The 23,492-nt window shown below is 62.1% G+C and carries 24 protein-coding genes and 1 pseudogene; 5 read left to right on the top strand and 20 right to left on the bottom strand.

Annotation, left to right across the window (positions count from 1 at the left end):
- Positions 1–15 precede the first annotated feature (15 nt).
- Positions 16–2,016, bottom strand: a complete 2,001-nt coding sequence (locus H0241_RS32880) for a hypothetical protein (RefSeq protein ID WP_181061923.1) — start codon at positions 2,014–2,016, stop codon at positions 16–18.
- Complete coding sequence (locus H0241_RS32885; RefSeq protein WP_181061924.1) at positions 2,013–3,536, bottom strand: NAD(P)H-hydrate dehydratase; 1,524 nt, start codon at positions 3,534–3,536, stop codon at positions 2,013–2,015. Before H0241_RS32885 ends, H0241_RS32880 begins: the two co-directional genes overlap by 4 nt.
- Positions 3,537–3,916: 380 nt before the next feature.
- Here H0241_RS32885 and H0241_RS32890 point away from each other — a divergent pair, with 380 nt between their 5' ends.
- The 3 genes from H0241_RS32890 to H0241_RS32900 all read left to right on the top strand — a co-directional run bounded on the left by H0241_RS32890 (position 3,917) and on the right by H0241_RS32900 (position 6,314).
- Positions 3,917–4,255: a P-II family nitrogen regulator gene (locus tag H0241_RS32890; RefSeq protein ID WP_006205430.1), complete on the top strand. Its 339-nt coding sequence runs from the start codon at positions 3,917–3,919 to the stop codon at positions 4,253–4,255.
- A 76-nt stretch (positions 4,256–4,331) separates the two neighbouring features.
- Positions 4,332–5,741: a type I glutamate--ammonia ligase gene (gene glnA / locus H0241_RS32895; protein WP_142865544.1), complete on the top strand. Its 1,410-nt coding sequence runs from the start codon at positions 4,332–4,334 to the stop codon at positions 5,739–5,741.
- A gap of 129 nt (positions 5,742–5,870) precedes the next feature.
- Positions 5,871–6,314 (top strand): SRPBCC family protein, encoded by a 444-nt coding sequence (locus H0241_RS32900; protein ID WP_181061925.1) that lies wholly within the window; start codon positions 5,871–5,873, stop codon positions 6,312–6,314.
- An 88-nt stretch (positions 6,315–6,402) separates the two neighbouring features.
- Here the strand turns inward: H0241_RS32900 and H0241_RS32905 are convergent, their stop codons facing one another.
- Positions 6,403–7,443, bottom strand: a complete 1,041-nt coding sequence (locus tag H0241_RS32905; protein ID WP_181061926.1) for a glutamine synthetase beta-grasp domain-containing protein — start codon at positions 7,441–7,443, stop codon at positions 6,403–6,405.
- Between the two features lie 318 nt (positions 7,444–7,761).
- On the opposite strand from H0241_RS32905, the gene H0241_RS32910 reads away from it, so the two are divergent.
- Positions 7,762–7,959, top strand: a complete 198-nt coding sequence (locus H0241_RS32910; protein WP_181061927.1) for a DUF2735 domain-containing protein — start codon at positions 7,762–7,764, stop codon at positions 7,957–7,959.
- Positions 7,960–8,055: 96 nt separating this feature from the next.
- On the opposite strand, the gene H0241_RS32915 is transcribed toward H0241_RS32910, so the two are convergent.
- From H0241_RS32915 to H0241_RS32955, 9 genes and pseudogenes are all read right to left on the bottom strand, one after another.
- Positions 8,056–9,942 (bottom strand): MFS transporter, encoded by a 1,887-nt coding sequence (locus H0241_RS32915; RefSeq protein WP_181061928.1) that lies wholly within the window; start codon positions 9,940–9,942, stop codon positions 8,056–8,058.
- Between the two features lie 182 nt (positions 9,943–10,124).
- Positions 10,125–10,916 (bottom strand): ATP12 family chaperone protein, encoded by a 792-nt coding sequence (locus tag H0241_RS32920; protein ID WP_181061929.1) that lies wholly within the window; start codon positions 10,914–10,916, stop codon positions 10,125–10,127.
- A gap of 73 nt (positions 10,917–10,989) precedes the next feature.
- Positions 10,990–11,419, bottom strand: a pseudogene (locus H0241_RS32925) (EamA family transporter); the annotation flags it as partial.
- 32 nt (positions 11,420–11,451) lie between these two features.
- Complete coding sequence (locus H0241_RS32930) at positions 11,452–11,652, bottom strand: hypothetical protein (protein ID WP_181061930.1); 201 nt, start codon at positions 11,650–11,652, stop codon at positions 11,452–11,454.
- Entirely contained in the window at positions 11,653–12,633 is a 981-nt protein-coding gene (locus H0241_RS32935) for an RluA family pseudouridine synthase (RefSeq protein WP_181061931.1), read from the bottom strand. It lies immediately after the preceding gene.
- Between the two features lie 134 nt (positions 12,634–12,767).
- Positions 12,768–13,142, bottom strand: coding sequence for a fluoride efflux transporter CrcB (gene crcB, locus H0241_RS32940; RefSeq protein ID WP_181061932.1), 375 nt, complete (start codon positions 13,140–13,142; stop codon positions 12,768–12,770).
- A 19-nt stretch (positions 13,143–13,161) separates the two neighbouring features.
- Positions 13,162–13,992: an aspartyl/asparaginyl beta-hydroxylase domain-containing protein gene (locus H0241_RS32945; protein ID WP_181061933.1), complete on the bottom strand. Its 831-nt coding sequence runs from the start codon at positions 13,990–13,992 to the stop codon at positions 13,162–13,164.
- A 224-nt stretch (positions 13,993–14,216) separates the two neighbouring features.
- On the bottom strand, positions 14,217–15,527 hold the full coding sequence (locus H0241_RS32950; protein ID WP_181061934.1) for a replication-associated recombination protein A: 1,311 nt from the start codon (positions 15,525–15,527) through the stop codon (positions 14,217–14,219).
- Between the two features lie 43 nt (positions 15,528–15,570).
- Positions 15,571–17,064, bottom strand: a complete 1,494-nt coding sequence (locus H0241_RS32955) for a DegQ family serine endoprotease (RefSeq protein WP_181061935.1) — start codon at positions 17,062–17,064, stop codon at positions 15,571–15,573.
- A gap of 215 nt (positions 17,065–17,279) precedes the next feature.
- Between H0241_RS32955 and H0241_RS32960 the strand changes: the two genes are divergently transcribed.
- Positions 17,280–17,831, top strand: coding sequence for a hypothetical protein (locus tag H0241_RS32960; RefSeq protein ID WP_210285165.1), 552 nt, complete (start codon positions 17,280–17,282; stop codon positions 17,829–17,831).
- 66 nt (positions 17,832–17,897) lie between these two features.
- Here H0241_RS32960 and rplQ read toward each other — a convergent pair whose 3' ends face one another.
- The 8 genes from rplQ to rpmD form a co-directional block, all read right to left on the bottom strand.
- Entirely contained in the window at positions 17,898–18,329 is a 432-nt protein-coding gene (rplQ, locus tag H0241_RS32965) for a 50S ribosomal protein L17 (protein WP_112395074.1), read from the bottom strand.
- Positions 18,330–18,433: 104 nt separating this feature from the next.
- Positions 18,434–19,444, bottom strand: coding sequence for a DNA-directed RNA polymerase subunit alpha (locus H0241_RS32970; protein WP_032933403.1), 1,011 nt, complete (start codon positions 19,442–19,444; stop codon positions 18,434–18,436).
- Between the two features lie 102 nt (positions 19,445–19,546).
- Positions 19,547–19,936, bottom strand: coding sequence for a 30S ribosomal protein S11 (gene rpsK, locus H0241_RS32975; protein WP_006205444.1), 390 nt, complete (start codon positions 19,934–19,936; stop codon positions 19,547–19,549).
- Positions 19,937–20,062: 126 nt separating this feature from the next.
- On the bottom strand, positions 20,063–20,431 hold the full coding sequence (rpsM, locus tag H0241_RS32980) for a 30S ribosomal protein S13 (RefSeq protein WP_006205445.1): 369 nt from the start codon (positions 20,429–20,431) through the stop codon (positions 20,063–20,065).
- Between the two features lie 207 nt (positions 20,432–20,638).
- Positions 20,639–21,247: an adenylate kinase gene (locus H0241_RS32985; protein WP_181061937.1), complete on the bottom strand. Its 609-nt coding sequence runs from the start codon at positions 21,245–21,247 to the stop codon at positions 20,639–20,641.
- Positions 21,244–22,584: a preprotein translocase subunit SecY gene (secY, locus tag H0241_RS32990; protein WP_181061938.1), complete on the bottom strand. Its 1,341-nt coding sequence runs from the start codon at positions 22,582–22,584 to the stop codon at positions 21,244–21,246. Before secY ends, H0241_RS32985 begins: the two co-directional genes overlap by 4 nt.
- A gap of 191 nt (positions 22,585–22,775) precedes the next feature.
- Entirely contained in the window at positions 22,776–23,249 is a 474-nt protein-coding gene (rplO, locus tag H0241_RS32995) for a 50S ribosomal protein L15 (RefSeq protein ID WP_142865528.1), read from the bottom strand.
- A gap of 22 nt (positions 23,250–23,271) precedes the next feature.
- A complete protein-coding gene (gene rpmD / locus H0241_RS33000) occupies positions 23,272–23,469 on the bottom strand; it encodes a 50S ribosomal protein L30 (protein WP_006205449.1) in 198 nt (65 codons plus the stop codon).
- Positions 23,470–23,492: the final 23 nt, after the last annotated feature.

The following is a 23,492-nucleotide window of genomic DNA, read 5'->3' on the forward strand; positions in this document are numbered from 1 at the left end:
TCCCCAGGCAGCAGCTCATTCCTCTTCCGCCGCGCCGAACCCGGCTCCCATGGTGGCGCTGGTCGCGCTCGCCCAGGGCGTGGCGTGGTTGTCGATGCGCATCTGGAAAATGAAATAGGTTGGTGAGCAGAAGCCGATGCCTTTCACCTTGGCAGCGCCTGGCGTGTCCGGCGGCAGTGACTGGCACATATAATCCTCTCGGCAGAAATGATCGGCCGAGCAGGCCGGCCGGTTACCGCGATTGACCGCGCCACCGAGGCACTGGTCGAAATTGTTGGTCGCCACGCAGGTGTCGAACTTTTTGCCACCAACCAGCCCGCAGATTTCATCCGGCACCGGCTTGCCCGTCTTGAAGGCGGCGAAGCTGCGGTCCTTGTCGTCGCAGGCGCGGTAGGCGATGCCTGCCGGCACGCCGATCTTCGGTGGCCGACAAGTATAGGCGGTTCGCGAAAAAGTCGGCGCGAAAGCGGCGAACTGGCCGGTGATCTTGTAGCGGTCGTTGAAAGGCTGCGAGGCGTTGCTTGCGATCGATCCGGTCAGGCAGGGATGGCCGGAAAACATCTTTGGGCTGTCCTTGGGCAGTAGACATTGCGCCAACGTGGTGCGCACGCCTGAAGCCGTCGCCAGCGGCGTGCAGACGGTGCCGCCGCCGCACTGCCAGGTCGCGCCGAAGCGCTTTGCATCGTCCGGCATCAGGCACGGCATCGCCATCTCCGCCGGCGCGTAGTCGACACCGCCGGCATCGGTCCAGGCGGCGGGCGGCGCGAAGGACAGCGGCCGGTACCGGTTCGGCTCCTTGCCTTCTTCCATCGCGCGCAACCAGGCCTGGCGCCGTGGAATCTCGGCATGGAGATGCGGCGAGATGCCGACCTCGATCCGGTTGAGCGGCGACGTCGTCTTGTCATCGAGGCCGATGAAGTGGAAGCCGGCCGTGGAGCCCGCCTGATGGCAGCCCTGGCAAGCGCCATTGTCCAGCCGCTCGACCAGCGCCTCCGGCGTGCGCACCAGTTTCAGCGCCGCATAGTCGAGGCCTGCGAAATCAGCTGGCTGGAACAACGGAGTAAACGGATGGTTGGCCTGTCTTGCGCTGCCGAAAGTCGACCACGAAATGATTTTCTTCGCCAAAAACTCGTCGGGGATTTCATAGACGCCGAGATCGACCGCCGCGACATTGGCGCTGACATAGTCGGCGAGCCTTTTCTTCAATGCCGCATCGTCCGAGAGCCGCGTGACGTCAGGCGTGTTTTCCAGTGGCTTCTCGCTGACCGTCGCGCCATCGATCCCAAAAATCCGCATGAGATAGGCCGCCTGCCCGCCGAATTCGGTCTCCTGTCCGGAGGGGAAGCGCACCACTTGCGCGTTGAGCTCGAGCTGCTTGAAAGTCAGTTCCGCCGGTTCCAGCGGACCGCCGGCCAGCCAACCGGCATCGACGTTTTCATCGAGCTGTGGCGTCCAGCGCCCGGCAACGCCGACGCAGCCGCCATCGGCATCCGGCGTCACGCTGTAGACGGCATTGAAATTGAACGGCAGCCGCGACGCCAGAACCTTGCCGTTCTTGCGGAAACTGTAGCCCAGGCGATAGATGAAGCGCACCTCGCCGCAGCTCTTGTCGCCGTGCAAGGCAGCGAAATCGCGACGGTCGAGCCGGTTGACGACGCCGACGAGGCGGAAGCGCGCGGCCTCGGTCTTCAGCCAGCGCATGTCCATGATGCGGCCGACATTGCCGTCGGTCACCTCATAGAGCGTGCGTCCGCCGGCCTTCATCTCTGCCCGAAGCGTGGCAATGTCGGCCGCCACCATGTCGACAACAGCACGATAGGCCGGCGCCTCGCTATAGAGCGTCTTCAGATCGTCCCCGCCGTCGACGGCGAAAATCCCGGCAAAGCCAAAGCCCTTGGCATCGAGGGCGGCGAGCACCGCGGGATCGTCGACGATGGTCACCGGCTGCTCGGCGCGCGCGCCATGCGATGCGAACAGCGCGATGATGGCCGCAAAGACTAACGGGAGCCGCTTCATCCGGTCGGCGCCTTCTGCCGTGCTTCGACCAATTCGCGCAGCACCGGCACCAGCGCCAGCGGCAGATCCTCGGCAATCAACCCAGGCCCGAAACGGCGGCCGGCTTCAGCATGGATCCAAACCGCAGCGCAGGCGGCCTGGAAAGCCCGCATGCCTTGCGCCAGCAATGCGGCAATGATGCCTGCCAGCACGTCCCCCGACCCCGCCGTGGCAAGCCATCGGGCGCCGTTGCTGTTGATCGCCGCACTGCCGTCGGGTGCCGCGATCACCGTGTCGGCGCCTTTGTAGATGACGGTGGCGTTGGCGCGCGCCGCCGCCGCGCGGGCCTTGGCAAGCTTTGACAGGCTTTTGTCATCAGCGATGTCGGGGAACAGTCGGCCGAACTCGCCCTCATGCGGCGTCATGACCAATGCTGGCGCATCCGGCCTGCTGGCCGCATCGAACAGCGTCGAGGCTTCGTTGCGGAAGGATGTGATGCCATCGGCATCGAGCACCAACCCTTCGACACCACCCTCCTGCCGTTTCCTGGCGAGCACGGCGAGGGCGAAATCGCGCGCTTTGTCACCGACACCGAAGCCTGGTCCGAGGACGAAGCTCGACGACCGGCGATCGCCGAGAAACTCGTGCACATCCTCGATAGCACCAGTCTTGCGCAGCATGATCGAGGTCAGATGCGCGGCATTGACCTGCATGGCATTTGCCGGCGACAGCACGGTTACCGCCCCTGCCCCGCTTCGTGCGGCGGCAAGTGCTGCCAGCCGGGCAGCACCCGTCGCCGATGGCCCGCCTGAGAAGACGCCGACATGACCGCGTTTGTACTTATGCGCATCGACCGCCGGCACCGGCAATTCCTCGAGCCAGAACGCCGGCTTGTTTTCGAACGTCCGCGACGCGACCTGCGCGATGATGTCGTCGCCAATGCCGATGTCGGCGACCACGATCTCGCCGCATCGCTCGCGGCCAGGCAATAGCAGATGCCCAGGTTTCTTGCGCGCGAAGGTGACGGTGATGTCGGCACGAAATGCCGTGCCGAGAATGTCGCCGCTGTCGCCGGAAACGCCTGAAGGCAAATCGACGGCAACGACAGGCAGGCTGGCGGCAATGTCCACAGCGCGTGCCGTATCACCCAAGAGGTCCTTCGACAGCCCCGCGCCATAGAGAGCATCGACGACCAGCGAGCCCTGCTCGGCGACAAACGCCGCCAGCGGCCGGCGCTCCAGCGAGCATTCTGTCGCGGCAATCGCCGCATCGCTGCCTGCCCTCGGTTCGCCGGAAACCCACAGCGTGACATCGACACCGCTTTCCCCAAGCAGCCGCGCCACGACATAGCCGTCACCGCCATTGTTGCCGGGGCCGCACAGCACGTGCACGCGGCTCGCGGCGGGATAGCGCGACAGGACGACACCAGCGACCGCCTCGCCGGCGCGCTGCATCAAGCCGTAGCCGTCGAGCGGACCGGCTGCGATTGCCAGCCTGTCGGCCTCGCCCATCTCGGCCGGCGACAGGACTTCGTTGCTCATGGATTGCCGATCCGCATTTCGTTCAAGGCCTCTTTATCCCGGTCGAGCATTGTCCAGTTTCGGGTTCGAAGCAAACGGCTAGCCGCCGGGATGGCGTACTGCCAATCCTTTCGCAGACTGGTGCTGCGGATCCGCGCGTGCCCGCAAAATGCGCGATATGCCTAATAATCGTGCAGACGTCAGGAGCGGCAATGTGTAGGCTCCGAACACCCGCGCCGCTTCCGAAGCAGTGGATGACGCGAATGTACATCCCGGCCCGGCGCGGCATTGGAATTGCGCGAAACCGCTTCTCGTGGGCCGAAATTGGCACAGTTCGTGCTTGATGGAGGCGCAAGCGGGGCGCACAACCCGTCTTTTTGGCAGTGGAGGCCACTTTTTACATGAAAAAGATCGAAGCGATCATCAAGCCGTTCAAGCTAGACGAAGTGAAGGAAGCGCTTCAGGAGGCCGGGCTGCAAGGCATCACCGTGACCGAAGCGAAGGGTTTCGGCCGCCAGAAAGGCCATACCGAACTCTATCGCGGCGCCGAATATGTCGTCGACTTCCTGCCCAAGGTGAAGATCGAAGTCGTGCTTGGCGACGACGCCGTCGAAGGCGCCATCGAGGCCATCCGCAAGGCGGCGCAGACCGGCCGCATCGGCGACGGCAAGATCTTCGTCTCCAACATCGAGGAAGTCGTTCGCATCCGTACCGGTGAAACGGGGATGGACGCCGTCTGAGGTTTCTGATTTCAGATATCTCGGTATCTGATTTCCGATAACTCCTCGAAACGTCATCAGACAGGGAAGAAACGACATGACGACAGCCAAAGACATCATGAAGCAGATCAAGGACAACGACGTGAAGTTCGTCGACCTGCGCTTCACCGATCCGAAGGGCAAGCTGCAGCACGTGACGATGGATGTCATCGAGGTCGAGGAAGACATGTTTGCCGACGGCGTCATGTTCGACGGCTCCTCGATTGCCGGCTGGAAGGCGATCAACGAGTCCGACATGGTGCTGATGCCGGATCCGGATACGGTCCACATGGACCCGTTCTTCGCCCAGTCGACCATGGTCATTCTGTGCGACATTCTCGATCCGGTTTCCGGGGAATCCTACAACCGCGATCCGCGCGGCACCGCCAAGAAGGCCGAGGCCTACATGAAGGCTGAAGGCATCGGCGACACCATCTATGTCGGGCCGGAAGCAGAATTCTTCGTCTTCGATGACGTGAAGTACAAGGCCGACCCCTACAACACCGGCTTCAAGCTCGACTCCACCGAACTGCCGTCCAACGACGACACCGACTACGAGACCGGCAATCTCGGCCACCGCCCGCGCATCAAGGGCGGCTACTTCCCGGTGCCGCCGATCGACAGCGCGCAGGACATGCGTTCCGAAATGCTGACCGTGCTGGCCGAAATGGGCGTGCGCGTCGAAAAGCACCATCACGAGGTGGCGGCAGCCCAACACGAGCTCGGCATCAAGTTCGACACTCTGGTCCGCAACGCCGACAAGATGCTGATCTACAAGTATGTCGTGCACCAGGTCGCCAATGCCTACGGCAAGACGGCGACCTTCATGCCGAAGCCGATCTTCGGCGATAACGGCTCGGGCATGCACGTCCACCAGTCGATCTGGAAAGGCGGCAAGCCGACCTTCGCCGGCAACGAATATGCCGGCCTGTCGGAGTCGTGCCTGTTCTACATCGGCGGCATCATCAAGCACGCCAAGGCGATCAACGCCTTCACCAACCCGCTGACCAACTCCTACAAGCGTCTGGTGCCTGGCTATGAAGCGCCGGTGCTGCTCGCCTACTCCGCGCGCAACCGTTCGGCTTCCTGCCGCATTCCGTTCGGCTCCTCGCCGAAGGCCAAGCGCGTCGAGGTCCGTTTCCCCGATCCGGGCGCGAACCCCTACCTCGCCTTCGCCGCCATGCTGATGGCCGGCCTCGACGGCATCAAAAACAAGATCCATCCGGGACAGCCGATGGACAAGGATCTCTACGACCTGCCGCCGAAGGAGCTGAAGAAGATTCCGACCGTCTGCGGTTCGCTGCGCGAAGCCCTGCAGAGCCTCGACAAGGACCGCGGCTTCCTGAAAGCCGGCGGCGTCTTCGACGACGACCAGATCGACAGCTACATCGAGCTGAAGATGGCCGAAGTGATGCGCTTCGAAATGACCCCGCATCCGGTCGAATACGACATGTATTACTCAGTCTGAGCGATCGTTTCAGAGAGAAAGAAAAACCCCGGCGGAGACGCCGGGGTTTTTTGTTAGGGGCGCCGAGGTCGGAACGCGCCTGGCCGTGGCTCGTTGAACTCCTGACGTCAACTTTCGGAGGTACCGATCATGGCTGATCTCTTCACGCCTGACCTTTCCGCTCGCCCTCACGACGCACAAGTCGTTCGCGCCATGCGCGCCCGGCCAGAGGCGATCTACAAAAGCTTCACCGCCGGTTGGGAAGGCTGGTTCGCCTTGCCCGGAGGACTGATCGCAAAACCGGTTCCGCAGGGACAATTGTTCTTCGTGGTCGAGCATGAGGGGCAGCGCCACCCGCATTATGGGCGCTTCCTGACACTTCAACCGAACCGAAAGGTGGAACTGACCTGGCTTACCGGCAAGAGCGGAACCCAGGGTGCCGAAACCGTCCTGTCAGTCGATATCGAACCGCGGGACGACGGATGCACCGTCACCCTCAGACATCGCGGTTTTTATGATCAGGACCGCGCCGACGGACACGGGAAGTCGTGGGAGCAGATCCTCGCCAATCTTGACGCACGATTGACCGCGTGAAGAGCGAGCGCCCAGGAGCAATGAAAACCCCGGCGTTACCGCCGGGGTTTTGTTTGGGCCGACGTAGACACTACGCCGCAGCGAATGCTCAGGCAGCAGCCGATACCTGCGCGCTGGTCGAAACCTCCGCGATCGTCTTCAGGATCTGCGAAGCGATCTGGTAGGGGTCGCCCTGCGAATTCGGGCGGCGGTCTTCCAGATAGCCCTTGTAGTCATTGTTGACGAAGGAATGCGGCACGCGGATCGATGCGCCGCGGTCGGCGATGCCGTAGCTGAATCTGTTCCACGGCGCGGTCTCGTGCTTGCCGGTCAGGCGCTTGTCGTTGTCCGGGCCGTAGACGGCGATGTGGTCCATCAGGTTCTTGTCGAAAGCCGCCATCAGCGCTTCGAAATAGGCCTTGCCGCCGACTTCGCGCATATAGGCGGTCGAGAAGTTGGCGTGCATGCCCGAGCCATTCCAGTCGGTGTCGCCGAGCGGCTTGCAATGATACTCGATGTCGATCTCGTATTTTTCGGTCAGGCGCTGCAAGAGATAGCGGGCCATCCACATCTGGTCGGCCGCCTTCTTGGAGCCCTTGCCGAAAATCTGGAATTCCCACTGGCCCTTGGCCACTTCGGCGTTGATGCCTTCATGGTTGATGCCGGCCGCGAGGCACTGGTCGAGATGTTCCTCGACGATCTGGCGCGCGACCGGGCCGACATTCGAATAGCCGACGCCGGTGTAGTACGGGCCTTGCGGTGCCGGATAGCCGCTCTCGGGGAAGCCGAGCGGACGACCGTCCTTGTAGAAGAAGTATTCCTGCTCGAAGCCGAACCAGGCGCCCTCGTCGTCGAGGATGGTGGCGCGCTTGTTGGACGCATGCGGCGTCACGCCATCGGGCATCATCACTTCGCACATCACCAGCACGCCATTGGTGCGGGCTGGATCCGGGAACACGGCGACCGGCTTCAGCACGCAATCGGAGCTGTGGCCTTCGGCCTGCTGCGTCGAGGAACCGTCAAAGCCCCACAGCGGCAGCTGCTCGAGCGTCGGGAACTCGGCGAACTCCTTGATCTGGGTCTTGCCGCGCAGATTGGGGACCGGGGTGTATCCATCGAGCCAGATATACTCGAGCTTGTATTTCGTCATTCTAGAGCCTCTCGTTGCTTGATCACCGAAGCTGGATGACGCCGGCGCGCGCCGAGCCATCCGGCAGACCGGCTGCCGGTCGATAAAATGCAATTCGTGTGCCATTTCCGCTGACCTGGGTGCGTCAAAAGTGCCCATTCGCCTTGACGATCCGGCCAAGCCGTCTAAGCAATGCGCCGGGATCGATCAAAGGCAGAAGTTGCTTAAATAACAGGCAAATACTGATCTTTCTTTAGGCATCTTGCCTAAACCGGTTGCAGGACTTACTTTGATGGAAAGATGAATCGACAAGCCTCTCCAAAAGAAAGGAGACCGACAATGGAAATCACGTCAGCCCGTCCGTCGGCAAAAATCCTGATGTTCCCGGTGGCAGCGCGTGCGGCTGCCTCAAATTTAGGCGTAAAGGCCAACTTTGCGGCAGAGCTCGCCTCCTTGCGCGATCACCCCTTGGGCTATGGCGAGGCCTGGTATCATGAGGCGGCCATCGCGGAAGCCGAGCAGCCTCGCAAGAGCTAGGTCGTCTTCCGGGCCAACAGCTGAAAGCAGGCCCGACAATTGAAAAACCCGGCGCGATCGCTCGCGCCGGGTTTTTGTTTGATACCACGCCGTCGGCTACTGCTTGGTATGCAGGTCGGTTCCCAGCGTATCCCTGACGAAGATCATGCCGATGATCAGCGACATCGCCGCGATCACCACCGGGTACCAGAGACCGTAATAGATATCGCCCTTGGAGGCGCTGAGCGCGAACACGATCGCCGGCAGCAGACCGCCGAACCAGCCATTGCCGATGTGATAGGGCAGCGACATGCCGGTGTAGCGGATGCGGGTCGGGAACATCTCGACCAGAATCGCCGCGATCGGCCCGTAGACCATGGTCACGTAGACGACCAGGATGAACAGGATGCCGATGACCTTTGCCCAGTTGACGGCTGCCGGGTCGGCAAACATCGAGAACGCACCGGCCGCCGGAACACTGTAGACCGTCACGTCGGTGGCACCGGCGGCGTCATCTGCCGTCAGCAGCTTGTCCTTGACCGCCTGGGCGAGCGGGACAGTGGCTTTTTCACCGGCGCGAATGGCTGCCGCGTCGAGTTTCAGTTCGGGATTGGCCCCGACAAAGGCGTCGAGCTTTTGGTCGGCAACCTTGGCGGCAGCACGTTTCAGCGGATAGCCGCCGTCCTGAAGCGCGAGGTTGACCGCCTTCTTGAAGGCAGCATCGTTGGAAGTCGCCTTGTCCGCGGCTGCCACGGCATCATAGGACGCTACCGTTTCGGTGCCAATTTTCACACTGGCCGCGGTTCCCGGTGCCGCCGTCGTAATGATGTCGTAGGGTACGGAGCTCTTGGCAAGGAAGTCGGTCGCAATATCGCACGAAGTGAGAGGCTTGCGTGTTCCGGTCGGATTGAACTGGAACTTGCAGTCTCCCGGTGCAGCGGTCACCGTGGCACGCGTGTTCTGCTGCGCGGTGGCGAGCGCCGGATTGGCGGCCCAGGTCAGCGCCTTGAACAGCGGGAAGGTGGTGACGATCGCCAGGGCGAGACCGGCCATGATGATCGGCTTGCGGCCGACCTTGTCGGAGAGCCAGCCGAACACGACGAAGAAGATCGAGCCGAGCGCCAGCGCGATCGCGATCATGATGTTGACCGACTGCGGATCGACCTTGAGCACATTGGCCAGGAAGAACAGCGCGTAGAACTGGCCATTGTACCAGACCACGGCCTGGCCGGCAGTCAAGCCGAACAACGCCAGCAAGGCGATCTTGGCGTTCTTCCACTGTCCGAAGGCTTCTGACAAAGGCGCCTTGGAGCCCTTGCCCTCGTCCTTCATACGCTGGAAGGTCGGCGATTCGGCAAGCGACAAGCGAATCCAGACCGATATGGCGAGCAGGATGGCCGAGAGCAGGAATGGAATACGCCAGCCCCAGGCCGCAAAGTCCTCCTTGCTCAACGAATTCTGCACGATCAGGATGATGATCAGCGACAGGAACAGGCCAAGCGTCGCCGTTGTCTGGATCCACGACGTATAGAAGCCGCGGCGGTCGTCGGGAGCATGTTCGGCGACATAGGTCGCCGCGCCACCATATTCACCACCGAGCGCCAGGCCTTGCAGCATGCGCAGCCCAACCAGGATAATTGGCGCCGCGATGCCCCAGCTCGCCGAGCCGGGAAGCAGGCCGACCAGGAAGGTCGACAGGCCCATGATCGTGATGGTGACAAGGAATGTGTATTTGCGGCCGACGAGATCGCCGATGCGGCCGAACACGAGTGCGCCGAACGGGCGCACGAGGAAGCCAGCAGCGAAAACCAGCAGCGTGAAGATGTTGCGGGTCGCCTCTGGATAGGTGGCGAAGAATGTGGCGCCGATCGCGGCCGCCAACGCACCGTAAAGATAGAAATCATACCATTCGAAAACGGTGCCGAGCGAAGAGGCGAAGATGACTTTCTTCTCCTCTCGCGTCATGCCGCGGCTGCTTCCGCCGGCGGTCGATGCCATTGCCATGGAAATGTCCTCCCGTGAGATCCCGTCTGTCCTCGATGCTGTGCGTCACGGTCCACGTTCCCTCAGAACGCCGACTCAGCTCAGCCATCGGCGCAAAAAATGACAGAAAGCGGCAACCGGAGGCAGACCGACATTGGGTTTATGACTTTGGTATTAGGTGCAGTGCGGCAAAGAGCCGAGGATCAGGCCTTGAGCGCATCCAGCAGGCTGACGGCGGCCATCATGTCGCGCTTGCGGGCCGAGCGGCGTGCCACCGCCTCGGCATCCTGGCCCCAGTGCTCGATCTGCCAATCCTCATCGACATGGCCGGCGGCCCAAGCCGCCTCGCCGTCAAGCGCGCCGTAGTCGACCGCAAGCGCCAGCAGCGCCGACCCGGTCAGCGACGTCATGACGTGGATTGCGGCCAGCCGCAGCGGCTCGGCGCGCTGGGCAAGATGGGCGCCGAGCACCGCGATACTCTCACGCGGCTGCTCGACATGGATGATCCCCTCGGCGAGATTGAAGCGAGCCCCGAGCGTCGCCCTCGCCCAGTCGATCACCGGGTCCCAATGCTGGTTCTGCCGGTCGACCAGCCCCTGCGGCGCGTCGGCGCGGTAGCAGGTCAGATCGGACGAGGCGAAACGCAAGACGTCCTCCAGCACCGCCTGCGGGTCGCTGGCGACGCCGTCAAGGGCGGTGTTGACCAGACGCAGAACCGGCATCGTCACGGGGTCGATGGTCTCGCCTTGCGCGTGGAATTCGCTGGCTACCAACTGTGCTGCATTCTCGGTCGGCAGCGCCAGCAACGCCTTGCCCGGCGTGCGCACCGGCTTGCCGTCGAGATGCACGGCGAAACCGTCTTCGACTGGCGCGACCGAGGCATCCTTGTAGAAGCGCTTCGGCAGATGCGTCTTCATCTGGATCTGCGCGCGGCGCACCGGATCCGGATCGGACAGCTGCTTTCCCGCTTCGAGGTCATTGAGGATGTCACGCATGTCGAACTCCTTAGAGCATGATGCCGAAACGTGTGAGGCGGTTTTCGGACAACATCGTGATCTACAAACTTGCCTAGACCGGAAGTTGCTTGCGCGCCGCCCCGTTGACGATGATTAGCCCGACGGCGATCAGCCCAAGCGCCACAAAGATCCTGACTGTCGGCGCCTCACCCAGAACAATAGCGCCGCACAGCACGCCGAACACCGGCGACAGGAAGGCGAAGCTCGACAGGCCCGATGCCGGATAGCGCCTGAGCAGCCAGAACCACAGCACATAGGGCAACAATATAGAGCGACTGGAACAGCAACGCCAATGTCGGCAAGGCGGTGACCGCGCGGATCGGCGGACCGGCGAAAGGCATCACCAGCACACCGACAATCGCCGCTCCGGCCAGCTGATAAAGCAACAGTTTTTCAGCGCTGGTTTCCACCAGTTTCGAGCGCTTGATGGCGATGCTGGTCGCCGCCCAGAGGATGCCGGATCCGAGGCTGAGCAGATCGCCCGCGTCGCGGCGATCCAATGCAGTTGAGGCGGTCATTGTTTCGATTGACTGTCCAGCTTCGCCAACAGGGCTTTCAGCGCCTCGGTATTTTGCTTCACCGCTTCGGTGTTCTCACGGCCGATCTCGGCCATCGACTTCTGCCGGCGGGCAGCGCCGCTGCTGAAAGCCAGCCAGACGATAAAAATCACGATAAGTGGCAGCCAGTAGATGAGCTGAGCAATGAACTCTCTCATTCAGTCCTCCGCGCTGGCGTCGTCGAAGCCGATCAGGTTCCAGCTCTGGCGCATATGCGGCGGCATCGGCGCGGTGACGTCGATGACGCCCTTGTCCGGGTGCGGAATGACGATGCGGCGCGCATGCAGATGCAGGCGATTCTGAATGCCGCCCGGGAAATCCCAATTGGTGTCGGCCTCGAAATATTTGGGGTCGCCGATGATCGGGCAGCCGATATAGGCGGCATGAACACGAAGCTGGTGGGTGCGGCCGGTATAGGGCTCCATTTCCAGCCAAGTCATCGTCTGCGCCGCCTGCTCGATGATGCGGTAGTAGGACACGGCATGGTCGGCGCCCTTTTCACCATGCGCGGCCACGCGCACGCGGTCGCCGTCCTCGGTCGGCTCCTTGATCAGCCAGGTCGAGATCTTGTCCTCGCGCTTGGGCGGCACGCCCTTGACCAGCGCCCAGTAGGTCTTCTTGGTCTCGCGTGCGCGAAAGGACTCGGAGAGCTTCATCGCCGCAAGCCTGGTGCGGGCAACCACCAGCACGCCCGACGTGTCGCGGTCGAGCCGGTGCACCAGGCGCGGCTTCTCGCCCTTCTGGCTGCGCCAGGCCTCCAGCATGTCGTCGACATTGCGGGTGACGCCCGAGCCGCCCTGCACGGCCAGGCCAGCCGGCTTGTTGAAGACGAAGACCTTCGGGTCTTCGTGGATCAGCATCTTGGCCAGCACATCGGCGTCGCCCTGGTTGCGGATCGAGTAACCCGTCAGCGCGCTCTCGCCCTTCTTGTCGACCTCAAGCGGCGGCACGCGCACCACCTGGCCCGGCTCGACACGGCTGTCGGCCTTGACCCGGCCGCCATCGACGCGAATCTGGCCCGAGCGCAAGAGCTTCTGCAGATGGCCGAAACCGAGGCCGGGGAAATGGGTCTTGAACCAGCGATCGAGCCGCATGCCCGCCTCACCGGCCTCCACCGTGATCTGTTCTACGCCTGCCATGATTTTCGCTTTATCCGTTTCTAACGCGTGACCCCGAAGATCTATTCCGACTTTCGAAGAGGATCGTGCGCAAGATCAAAGTTTCTACAGCGCGTCCAAGTGGATGCGCCGTGCTCCAGGCCGGGGCAATAACACTATGAAACGGTTCTTGCGAGCCAAAGTCCCAGAAACAGGGCGATAATGGCGCCAATGACGCTGGCCAGCGTATATCCCAGCGCCGGCAGCGTCGCGCCACGCTCCCACAGCGTCGCGAAATCGAGTGAAAAGGCGGAGAAGGTGGTGAAGCCGCCAAAGATGCCGGTGGCGACGAACAGCCGAAGCTCGTTGGAGCCACCACGCCGCATCAGCGCGGCAATGAACAGGCCCATGCCAAAGGAGCCGACGATGTTGATCGCCATCGTGCCCCAGGGGTAGTTCGGGCCGACAAGGCGCAGCGCGCCGATGTTGGTCAGATGGCGAATGCCGGCGCCGATGCCGCCGCCGACCACAACCAGAAGCAGATTGAACATGACGGCCTTTATGACGCTCTCAGGTCGTCTCGACCTTCTTTGCCTTGCTCGAGCCGATCATCTTCCAGTTCTTGTAGAACATGGAATTGATGCGCTCGACGGTGACCGAAACAATGGCGAGCACGCCGGCGATGAAGCCCGGGAATGGCGACGGACGGATAATGTCCATGAACACGCAGTAGCGGCGCCCGTCATACTCGTTGACCGAGCGGTGCAGCAGCGTGTCGTCGAAAATATAGAGCGGGTTGTCGTGCCAGTAGTTCCTGGCGCCATTGCACTCGACGAAAACCTCTGCCTTCACCGGCAGGAGATTGTAGAGGATGCGCAGGCTGAGCCGCAGCGGTCCGAAATGCCAGGAGGTCGATTCCTTGCCCCTGAAGACCGAGACGGCAATGGTCTTGATGTATTTGAAATCCTTGTTGAATTCCGCGACGTTGTCGATCCGGTGCTTGCCATACCACTGATAGACATACATGCCGCGCCGGCCGGTGCCGAAATTGGCGTCGATATCGGCGATGATCTCGTCCTTGCGTGCCTTGAAGACGTCGAGAACCTCGTTGACCTCGCGCTGATACTCCGGCGGAAACTGCTCCAGTTTCCACACACCCGGGTTGCGGTAGCAGACGAGGTCGACCAGCAGATTGAAGGGTGACAGCAGCCAGGTGAAGATGCCGTTGCCGAGGAAATATCCGCGCAACAGCGACAGGTTCTTGTTGGCGTTGCGCAGCACATCGATCAGGCCGCAGACGATCCAGATCGTGGTCAGGATCGGAATGAAATAGAAGCCGAGCGCGAGAAGCGGCAGCGCAATCACAGCCTGGCGAAGGGATTTACGAAGGGATTTTTTCATATTTTTCTCGCGCCGTTGGGCGCGATTCCTGTTGCGAATATTAATCGCCAAGGGCTTTGGCAACGACCACCCCCGAGGCCGTGCGCCTTGATAGGGTCTTTTGTCCCCACGCACAATGCCATCGCATGGTGTCCGGATGGCCGGCGGCCACTGCCAACAATAATATTTGGAGTTTTCCGCTCCACTTCAACTCAATGCACCGCCGGCAGGCTGAACTGGCAAGCCTACTTTTCCCGCTCGCTGCGCAGCTTCGCCCAATAGTCCAGGCGTTTCCGGATATCGCGCTCGAAGCCGCGTTCGGGCGGATCGTAAAATGTCTGCCGGCCCATCTTTTCCGGAAAATAGTCCTGGCCGGAAAAGGCATCGGGCTGGTCATGATCGTAGCGATAGCCGGCGCCGTAATCCTCTTCTTTCATCAGCTTGGTCGGCGCGTTGAGGATGTGCTTGGGCGGCAGCAGCGAACCGAACTCCTTGGCCGCCCGCGTAGCGGCCTTGAAGGCGGTGTAGACGGCGTTGGATTTGGGCGCGGTGGCGAGATAGACGGTCGCCTCGGCGAAGGCGAGTTCGCCCTCGGGCGAGCCCAGATAGTCATAGGCGTCCTTGGCGGCGTTGGCCACGACCAGCGCCTGCGGGTCGGCCAGCCCGATATCCTCCATCGCCATGCGCACCAGCCGGCGGCCGAGATAGAGCGGATCCTCGCCGGCGTCGAACATGCGGGCGAGATAGTAGAGAGCCGCGTCGGGATCGGACCCGCGCACCGATTTGTGCAGCGCCGAGATAAGATTGTAGTGACCGTCCTGGCCCTTGTCGTAGATCGGGGCGCGGCGCTGGACGATGCGCTGCAACCCTTCGGGATCGAAAACCTCACCGGGCTTGGCGGCACGCCAGACTTCTTCGGCAAGCGTCAGCGATGCCCGGCCGTCGCCATCGCTCATGCGGATGAGCATCGCCCGCGCCTCGTCGTCGAGCGGTAGCGCCCTGCCCTCTGTCTCCTCCGCTCGCGTCATTAGCTTGGCGATGCTGTCCTCGCCAAGCGAATGAAAGACCATGACCCGCGCACGCGACAACAAAGCCGCGTTCAGCTCGAACGATGGGTTCTCCGTGGTGGCACCGACGAGCACGACCGTGCCGTCCTCCATCACCGGGAGAAACGAATCCTGCTGGGCGCGGTTGAAGCGATGGATCTCGTCGACGAACAACAGCGTCTGGCGGCCATTGGCCCGGCGCAGCTTTGCTGCCTCGAACACTTTCTTCAGGTCGGCGACGCCGGAAAACACTGCCGAGATCTGCTCGAAGGCAAGGCTGGTCTCGCCGGCCAGCAGCCGCGCCACGGTGGTTTTGCCAGTTCCCGGCGGCCCCCAAAAAATCATCGAGCCGAGCGAACCGGAATTGATCAGCCGCGTCAGCGCGCCGTCAGGCCCGGTCAGATGCTCCTGGCCGACGACCTCGCTGAGGTTTTTGGGACGCAGCCGATCGGCGAGCGGCCGCCCGGGCGGCGCTCTTTCCGGTTCATCGACGCTGAACAAATCGGCCATGCAAGTCTTTTGGTTGAATGACCCTCAAGATGGGCAGATCGCCTCAGTAACGCAACACCTGGCGCAGTATCTGCCCACCACGCTCGACGGTAAAGCGCCACCAGCGCGTATCCTGCTGGGCAAGCTGCGCCAGCGTCGCCGCCGTGTCGACGGTCGTGCCGTTCACCTCACGCACGATGTCGCCCGGCTGGAAGCCGAAATCGGCGGCCGGCGAATCGCGGTTGATGTCGACCACGGTGACGCCCTTGAGGTCGGTGCGCAGGCCAAGCCGCTGGGCGAGCCTGGGCGACAATTCCGCGACCTTGGCGCCGGAGAATGGGCTGCGGCCATGCAGCGTCACTTCCGAGGCCTTGGCGCCCTCCGGTGCGCGTTCCAGCGCAATCTCCATCGTCGCCTGCTGGCCCTTGCTCAGGATGGCGAAGCTCGCCTTGGTGCCGATCGACAGCGTCGCCATGCGGTAGTCGAGCGCCTCGATGCCTTCGACGGTCGTGCCGTTAAGCTGCAGCACGACATCGCCGGGCTTCAGCCCTGCCTTGGCCGCCGGTCCAGCTTCCTCGACCGACGACACCAGCGCGCCGGTCGGCTTCTCCATGCCGAGCGATTCGGCGATCTGCGGTGTGACCGCCTCGAACTCGGCGCCTATATAGGGCCGCTCGAAGAAATCGAGCCCGGCCTTGGCCGCGTCGGCGAAAGCGCGCACCATGTTGGCGGGGATGGCAAAGCCGATGCCGATCGAGCCGCCGCTGCGACTGTAGATGGCGGTGTTGATGCCGACCAGCTGGCCGCCCATGTTGATCAGCGCGCCGCCGGAATTGCCGGGATTGATGGCGGCGTCGGTCTGGATGAAATAGCCCGAATCCGAAACGCCGATATGACTGCGCGCCAGTGCCGAAACGATGCCGCTGGTGGTGGTCTGGCCGACGCCGAACGGATTGCCGATCGCCAGCACCAGGTCGCCGACCTCGAGCGCATCGGAATCGCCGATGGCGATCACCGGAAACGGCTTGTCGGAGGTGATCTTGAGCACGGCAAGGTCGAGCGTCTCGTCCTTGAGCATAACCTTCGAGGTGAATTCGCGCCCATCCGCGGTCGCCACCTTGACCTCGTCGGCGTCCTTGATGACGTGGAAATTGGTGACGATAACGCCGCTCGGGTCGACCAGCACGCCGGAGCCGAGCGAGGATTGCGCACGCGGCTGCGCGCGGCCGAAGAACTCCTCGAAGAACGGATCGCCATCGAAGGGCGACGTGACCTTGGCCGTCTGCGAGGCATAGACATTGACCACCGCCGGCGCCGTCTGCTTGACCAGCGGCGCAAAGGAAAGCTGCACCTCCTCGCGGCCGAACGGCACGCGCTTGTCCGGGCCGGAGGTGCCGTTCTCGCCCTCGACGCCATGCAAGAGGTCGGTCAGCACATCGGAGAGGCCTGGATCGGCGGGCTTGGCGGCGTCTTCGGCCAGCGCCTGCCTGACTGTCGGCGCGGCTGCGAACGCCATCATGGCGAAGAGCAGAACAAGAGACAGTCGGTTGGCGCGCATTCGCGAATCCTCCAGGGCAAGTTCGGGGGCATTGTCCCGACGATTGTGCAAAATGAAAGGCTAAGCCGCTGAAATCCGATTATTTTGGGCAGCAAAGCAGCTATAGGTCGACTTGAAACCGAAAACCCTCATCGGACCTCATGACAAAACAACTCCTGTCATTCCGTGACTTTTTGAGGACCGGCACTTTTGGGCCTGTTTCTCCTTCTCTGAAAATGATCGACATCGCCAATGTGCTAGGTCCGCCTGACGGCTGGATCACGGAACATGCAGAGACAATTCCGGTCTACTGGACTTTCGGAAAGCTCGAAATTTCCTTTGGTGAAGAAGCACCTCATCGGATGAACTGGTTTCAGATCGAAGAAGCAGGCTATCTCGAAGGGGATTTTGAAATTCTCACCGACCGCCTTGTGCTTACACTGGATGGCTTCAGCGGACATACGAAGCCTTCGGAATTCCTGGCTGCCGGCCTTTGGGCTCCAGAAGATGCCGCAGTGTTCTACGCGGCCTTGAGCGACGATATCATGCTGAACATCTGCGCGGGTTCCATCCAGATTCATTTCCGAGTCGATACGGACTTCATCGAAGACGGGGACGCCCAAAAATACCTGGCCAGTTCCACTGTATCGCAATTGGTCAGCGATATAGATTCCCGTGCCACTCTCGACAGTATCTATTGCTATTCCCAGCCGGCGTTCGAAGAGATCCCCGGCGCTTTCGATTGGAATCTGCTGAACGGTCGCGACTACCTGGAGGTTGTCCGATAAACTGCAGACAGTGGCAACAAAAAGGGGCCCGAAGGCCCCTTGAAGTCATTGCTGAAAAACCGAGCCTTATGCGGCCGCGGTTTCCTCGTTGGCGCCTTCGGCCTCGAGGCGAGCACGGTCGCCGGCGCCCTTGGCGTCGGTGTCGCGATCGACGAACTCGATGACCGCCATGGCAGCATTGTCGCCGTGGCGGAAGCCCGCCTTCATGATGCGCAGATAGCCGCCGTTGCGGGTGGCGTAGCGCGGCGCAATCGTGTCGAACAGACGCTTGACGACGCCTTCATTGCCGATCTGGGCAATCACCTGGCGGCGCGCATGCAGGTCGCCGCGCTTGCCGAGCGTCACCAGCTTCTCGACGATCGGACGCAGGTCCTTCGCTTTCGGCAAGGTGGTGACGATCTGCTCGTGCTCGAGCAGCGACACGGCGAGGTTGGCGAACATCGACTTGCGATGGCTAATGCTTCGGGCGAAACGACGGCCTTTGAAACCGTGGCGCATGGCTCTTTTCCTTCTTCAGTTGTTCAAGAGGCCACGGCCTCTGATGGTTTTCCGCATGACCGTCGGATCGAGCGGCCCACGCCGCCGATCCTTGGAATTCATGCTCAATATTGATCTTCGTAACGCTTGGCGAGGTCTTCGATGTTTTCCGGCGGCCAGTCCGGCACTTCCATGCCGAGGTGCAGGCCCATCGCCGCGAGCACTTCCTTGATCTCGTTCAGCGACTTGCGGCCGAAGTTCGGGGTGCGCAGCATCTCGGCTTCGGTCTTCTGGATGAGATCGCCGATGTAGACGATGTTGTCGTTCTTCAGGCAGTTGGCCGAACGCACCGAAAGCTCGAGTTCGTCGACCTTCTTGAGCAGCGCCGGGTTGAAGGCGAGCTCGGTGACGGCTTCGGTGGCGACTTCCTTCTGCGGCTCGTCGAAGTTGACGAACAGGCCGAGCTGGTCCTGCAGGATGCGGGCAGCGAAAGCCACCGCGTCCTCGCCCGAGATCGAACCGTCGGTCTCGATGGTCATGGTCAGCTTGTCATAGTCGAGAACCTGGCCCTCGCGGGTGTTTTCGACCTTGTAGGAGACCTTCTTGACCGGCGAATACAGGCTGTCGACCGGGATCAGGCCGATCGGCGCGTCCTCGGCGCGGTTGCGCTCTGCGGGCACGTAGCCCTTGCCGGTGTCGACGGTGAATTCCATGCGGATTTCAGCGCCTTCGTCCAGCGTGCAGATGACGTGGTCGGGGTTGAGGATCTCGACGTCGCCAACCGTCTGGATGTCGCCAGCCAGAACCGCACCCGGGCCCTGCTTGCGAACGACCATGCGCTTGGGACCATCGCCTTCCATGCGGATAGCGATTTCCTTGATGTTCAAGACTATGTCGGTCACGTCTTCACGCACGCCGGCGATGGACGAGAATTCATGCAGAACGCCGTCGATCTGCACGGCGGTCACAGCCGCACCGCGCAGCGAAGACAAAAGCACGCGGCGCAGCGCGTTGCCGAGCGTCAGGCCAAAGCCACGCTCGAGCGGCTCGGCGACCAGCGTGGTCAGCGTCTTCTTCTTCGACGAGAACTCGATCTTGTTCGGCTTGATCAGTTCCTGCCAATTTTTCTGGATCATGATGCTTTCCTTCCGTTGACCCGCCACCATCCAATCGTGGCGGGCGACCTGGAGTGCCGTGGAGGAGCGCCTTGAGGCGCTCACGCGGCGTTCGGTAATGTCTTAGACGCGGCGCTTCTTGCGCGGGCGGCAGCCATTGTGCGGGATCGGCGTCACATCACGGATCGAGGTGATGGTGAAGCCGGCCGCCTGCAGGGCGCGAAGCGCCGATTCACGACCGGAGCCGGGTCCGCAGACCTCGACTTCGAGCATGCGCATGCCGTGTTCCTGGGCCTTCTTGGCGACGTCTTCGGCGGCCATCTGGGCGGCGAACGGGGTCGACTTGCGAGAACCCTTGAAGCCCTGGGCACCGGCCGACGACCAGGCAATGGAATTGCCCTGCGCGTCGGTGATGGTGATCATCGTGTTGTTGAAGGTCGAATTGACGTGGGCAACGCCCGACGAGATGTTCTTGCGTTCGCGACGGCGAACACGAGCGGCTTCCTTGGCCATGATAGTCCTTTCAGTTGATCTCTACACCGCCGTAATGCCAGCGGCTCCACCTTTGAAAGCGAGTAGGAGTAGGGATTAGCGAATAGGGACCCCTACTCGCTAATTGGCTACTCGCTATTCGCTCACTTACTTCTTCTTGCCGGCGATCGACTTGGCCGGGCCCTTGCGGGTGCGTGCATTGGTGTGCGTGCGCTGGCCGCGAACCGGCAGCGAGCGGCGGTGACGCAGGCCGCGGTAGCAGCCGAGGTCCATGAGACGCTTGATGTTCATCGACACTTCGCGGCGCAGGTCGCCTTCGACCTGGTAATCGCGGTCGATGGTCTCGCGGATCTGCAGCACTTCCGCGTCGGTCAACTGGTTGACGCGGCGCTCGGCCGGGATGCCGACCTTGTCGACGATCTCCTGGGCGAACTTCTTGCCAATGCCGTGAATGTACTGAAGCGCAATAACGACGCGCTTGTTGGTCGGAATGTTGACGCCGGCTATACGAGCCATATTCTTCTCTTCTCCATGTGGGCCGGCCAACCTTCAAAAGGCATGCCCGGCGCTGTTCAAATTACCCCGCGTCCGGTGGAGGCCGGCCCATGCGGGAGTTTCCTAGTTTCAATGCAGCTGCCTTGCCCTTGCGGACAAGCAAGCCTCATGCCTGATAGGAAGACGGGCCGCCATAACCCAGAGAACCGTTCCAGTCAAGCTCAATCTTTACTTTGCCGTAACGGTCTCCCGCGTCACCGCGGCGAGCAGCGCTTCGATCTCCGCTGTCACAGTGTCAATGCCGGCCATGCCGTCGACACTCCTAAGCAAGCGTTTAGCGTAGTAATAGCCGATCAGCGGCGCGGTCTTCTTGTAATATTCCCGCAGGCGCTCTTCGAACACCACCGGATTGTCGTCCTTGCGCACCGGCTGGCCGGCTGCCTTGGCGTCTTCGGCGCGCTTGACGATGCGGCCGACCAGCGCCTTGTCGTCGACGACGAACTCGACCACGGCATCGAGACCAATGCCGCGCTCGGCAAGCATCGATTCAACCGCATCGGCTTGCACCAGCGTGCGCGGATAGCCGTCGAGGATGAAACCGTTGGCGCAATCGGGTTGGTCGATACGCTCGGCCACGATGGCATTGACGATGGCGTCGGAGACCAGCTCGCCGGCGTCCATCACGGCTTTGGCGCGTTTGCCGACTTCGGTGCCGGCCTGCACAGCGGCCCGCAGCATGTCACCCGTCGACAGCTGAGGTATGCCGTGTCTGTCTACCAGTCTTTGTGCTTGCGTCCCCTTGCCCGCTCCTGGCGGCCCAAGCAATATCAATCTCATCTGGCCTTCTTCCCCCCGCGCAACTTCGACTTCTTGATCAGGCCCTCATACTGGTGCGCGATCAGGTGACCCTGAATCTGCGCCACCGTATCGAGGGTTACACTGACCACGATCAGAAGCGATGTGCCACCGAGGTAGAATGGTACGCCAGTCGCCGAAATCAGGAATTCGGGCAGCAGACACACCAGCACCAGATAGATGGCGCCGACGACGGTGATGCGCGTCAGGACATAGTCGATGTAATCGGCGGTGCGCTCGCCCGGGCGATAGCCGGGGATGAAGCCGGAATGCTTCTTGAGCTGGTCGGCGGTGTCCTTCGGATTGAACACGATGGCCGTATAGAAGAAGGCGAAGAACACGATCATCGCCGCATAGAACAGCATGTAGAGCGGCTGGCCGTGGCCGAGCGAGGCGAGCACCGTGCTTGCCCAGGCCGGCAGGTTCGTCGACTGCGAGAAGCCGGCGACCGTTGCCGGCAGCAACAGCAGCGACGAGGCGAAGATCGGCGGAATGACGCCCGACGTGTTGAGCTTCAGCGGCAGATGCGAGGTGTCGCCCTGGAACATGCGGTTGCCGACCTGGCGCTTCGGATACTGGATCAGCAGGCGGCGCTGCGCGCGCTCGAAGAACACGATCAACGCGATGACGATGATGGCCAGCACGATGATCGCCAGAATCAGTCCGGTCGACAAGGCACCAGTGCGGCCGAGTTCCAGCGTGCCGGAAATGGCGCGTGGCAGGCCGGCGACGATGCCGGAGAAGATGATCAGCGAAATGCCGTTGCCGATGCCGCGGGCGGTGATCTGCTCGCCCAGCCACATCAGGAACATGGTGCCGCCAACCAGCGTGACGACGGTCGAGATGCGGAAGAACATGCCGGGATCGTTGACGATGCCGTTGCCGCCTTCGAGGCCCACCGAAATGCCGTAGGCCTGCACCAGCGCCAGCAGAACCGTGCCGTAGCGCGTATACTGGTTGATGACCTTGCGGCCCTGCTCGCCTTCTTTCTTCAGCGCTTCCAGCGACGGAATGACCGAGGTCATCAGCTGCATGATGATGGAGGCCGAGATGTAGGGCATGATGCCGAGCGCGAAGATCGCCATGCGCTGCACGGCGCCGCCGGCAAACATGTTGAACATGCCGAGCACGCCCTTGGCTTGCGACGAGAAGGCCTGCGCGAAGGCATCGGGGTTGATGCCGGGCAGCGGGATATAGGTGCCGAGGCGATAGACAAGCAGCGCGCCGATGGTGAACCAGATTCGCTTCTTCAGGTCCTCCGCCTTGGCGAAGGCCGCAAAATTCAGATTCGAGGCTAGTTGTTCAGCAGCCGAAGCCATGCCTGATTCTCCGCTTGGTCACGCTCGATGCCCGCAGCTCAGGCGGCGCGTTTCACCGAAGCTCACGAGATAAGCTCCGGGCTCTCAACATGCAAGCGGCCGCGTTGACGCGGCCGCTTAATTGATTGGATCAAAGCGCGATCGTGAGCAAAAACGGATACCGTTCTTGTCGATCGCCCTTCAAATTGCCGTTACTCGGCAGCTGCCGCTTCCGGCAGCTTGACCGAACCACCGGCCTTTTCGATCTTCTCGATCGCAGCCTTGGAGGCGCCGGCGACGTCGAAGGCAAGCTTTGCCTTGAGCTCGCCGTCGGAGAGGATGCGCACGCCGTCCTTGACGCGGCGGATGACGCCGGCGGCAACGAGTGCCTCGGCCGTCACGGTCGCCTTGGCGTCGAGCTTCTTTGCATCGAGCGCGGTCTGGATACGGGCCAGCGACACGACGACAAAGCTCTTGGCGAAGATGTTGTTGAAGCCACGCTTCGGCAGACGCCGGTAGAGCGGCATCTGGCCACCCTCGAAGCCGTTGATGGCGACGCCGGAGCGCGCCTTCTGGCCCTTGACGCCGCGACCGCCGGTCTTGCCCGAGCCGGAGCCGATGCCACGGCCGAGACGCTTCTTGGAGTGCGTCGCGCCGTCCTTGTCACGCAGATCGTTGAGTTTCATCTGGGTTCTCCTGCGCTTTTGCTCAGCCCTCGTCCACGACGCGGACGAGATGCTGGACGGCAGCGATCATGCCGCGCACCGAGGGAGTGTCCTCCAGCGTGCGCTGCTTGTGCATCTTGTTGAGGCCGAGGCCGACCAGCGTCGCGCGCTGTTCCTTCGGGCGGCGGATCGGCGAACCGATCTGCTCAACGGTGATGGTCTTGGTTGCTTTCTTGGCCATGGTCAAAATCCCTGGTCAGATCG

The sequence above is a fragment of the Mesorhizobium neociceri genome, from assembly GCF_013520985.1.
Classification (GTDB): Bacteria; Pseudomonadota; Alphaproteobacteria; order Rhizobiales; family Rhizobiaceae; genus Mesorhizobium; species Mesorhizobium neociceri.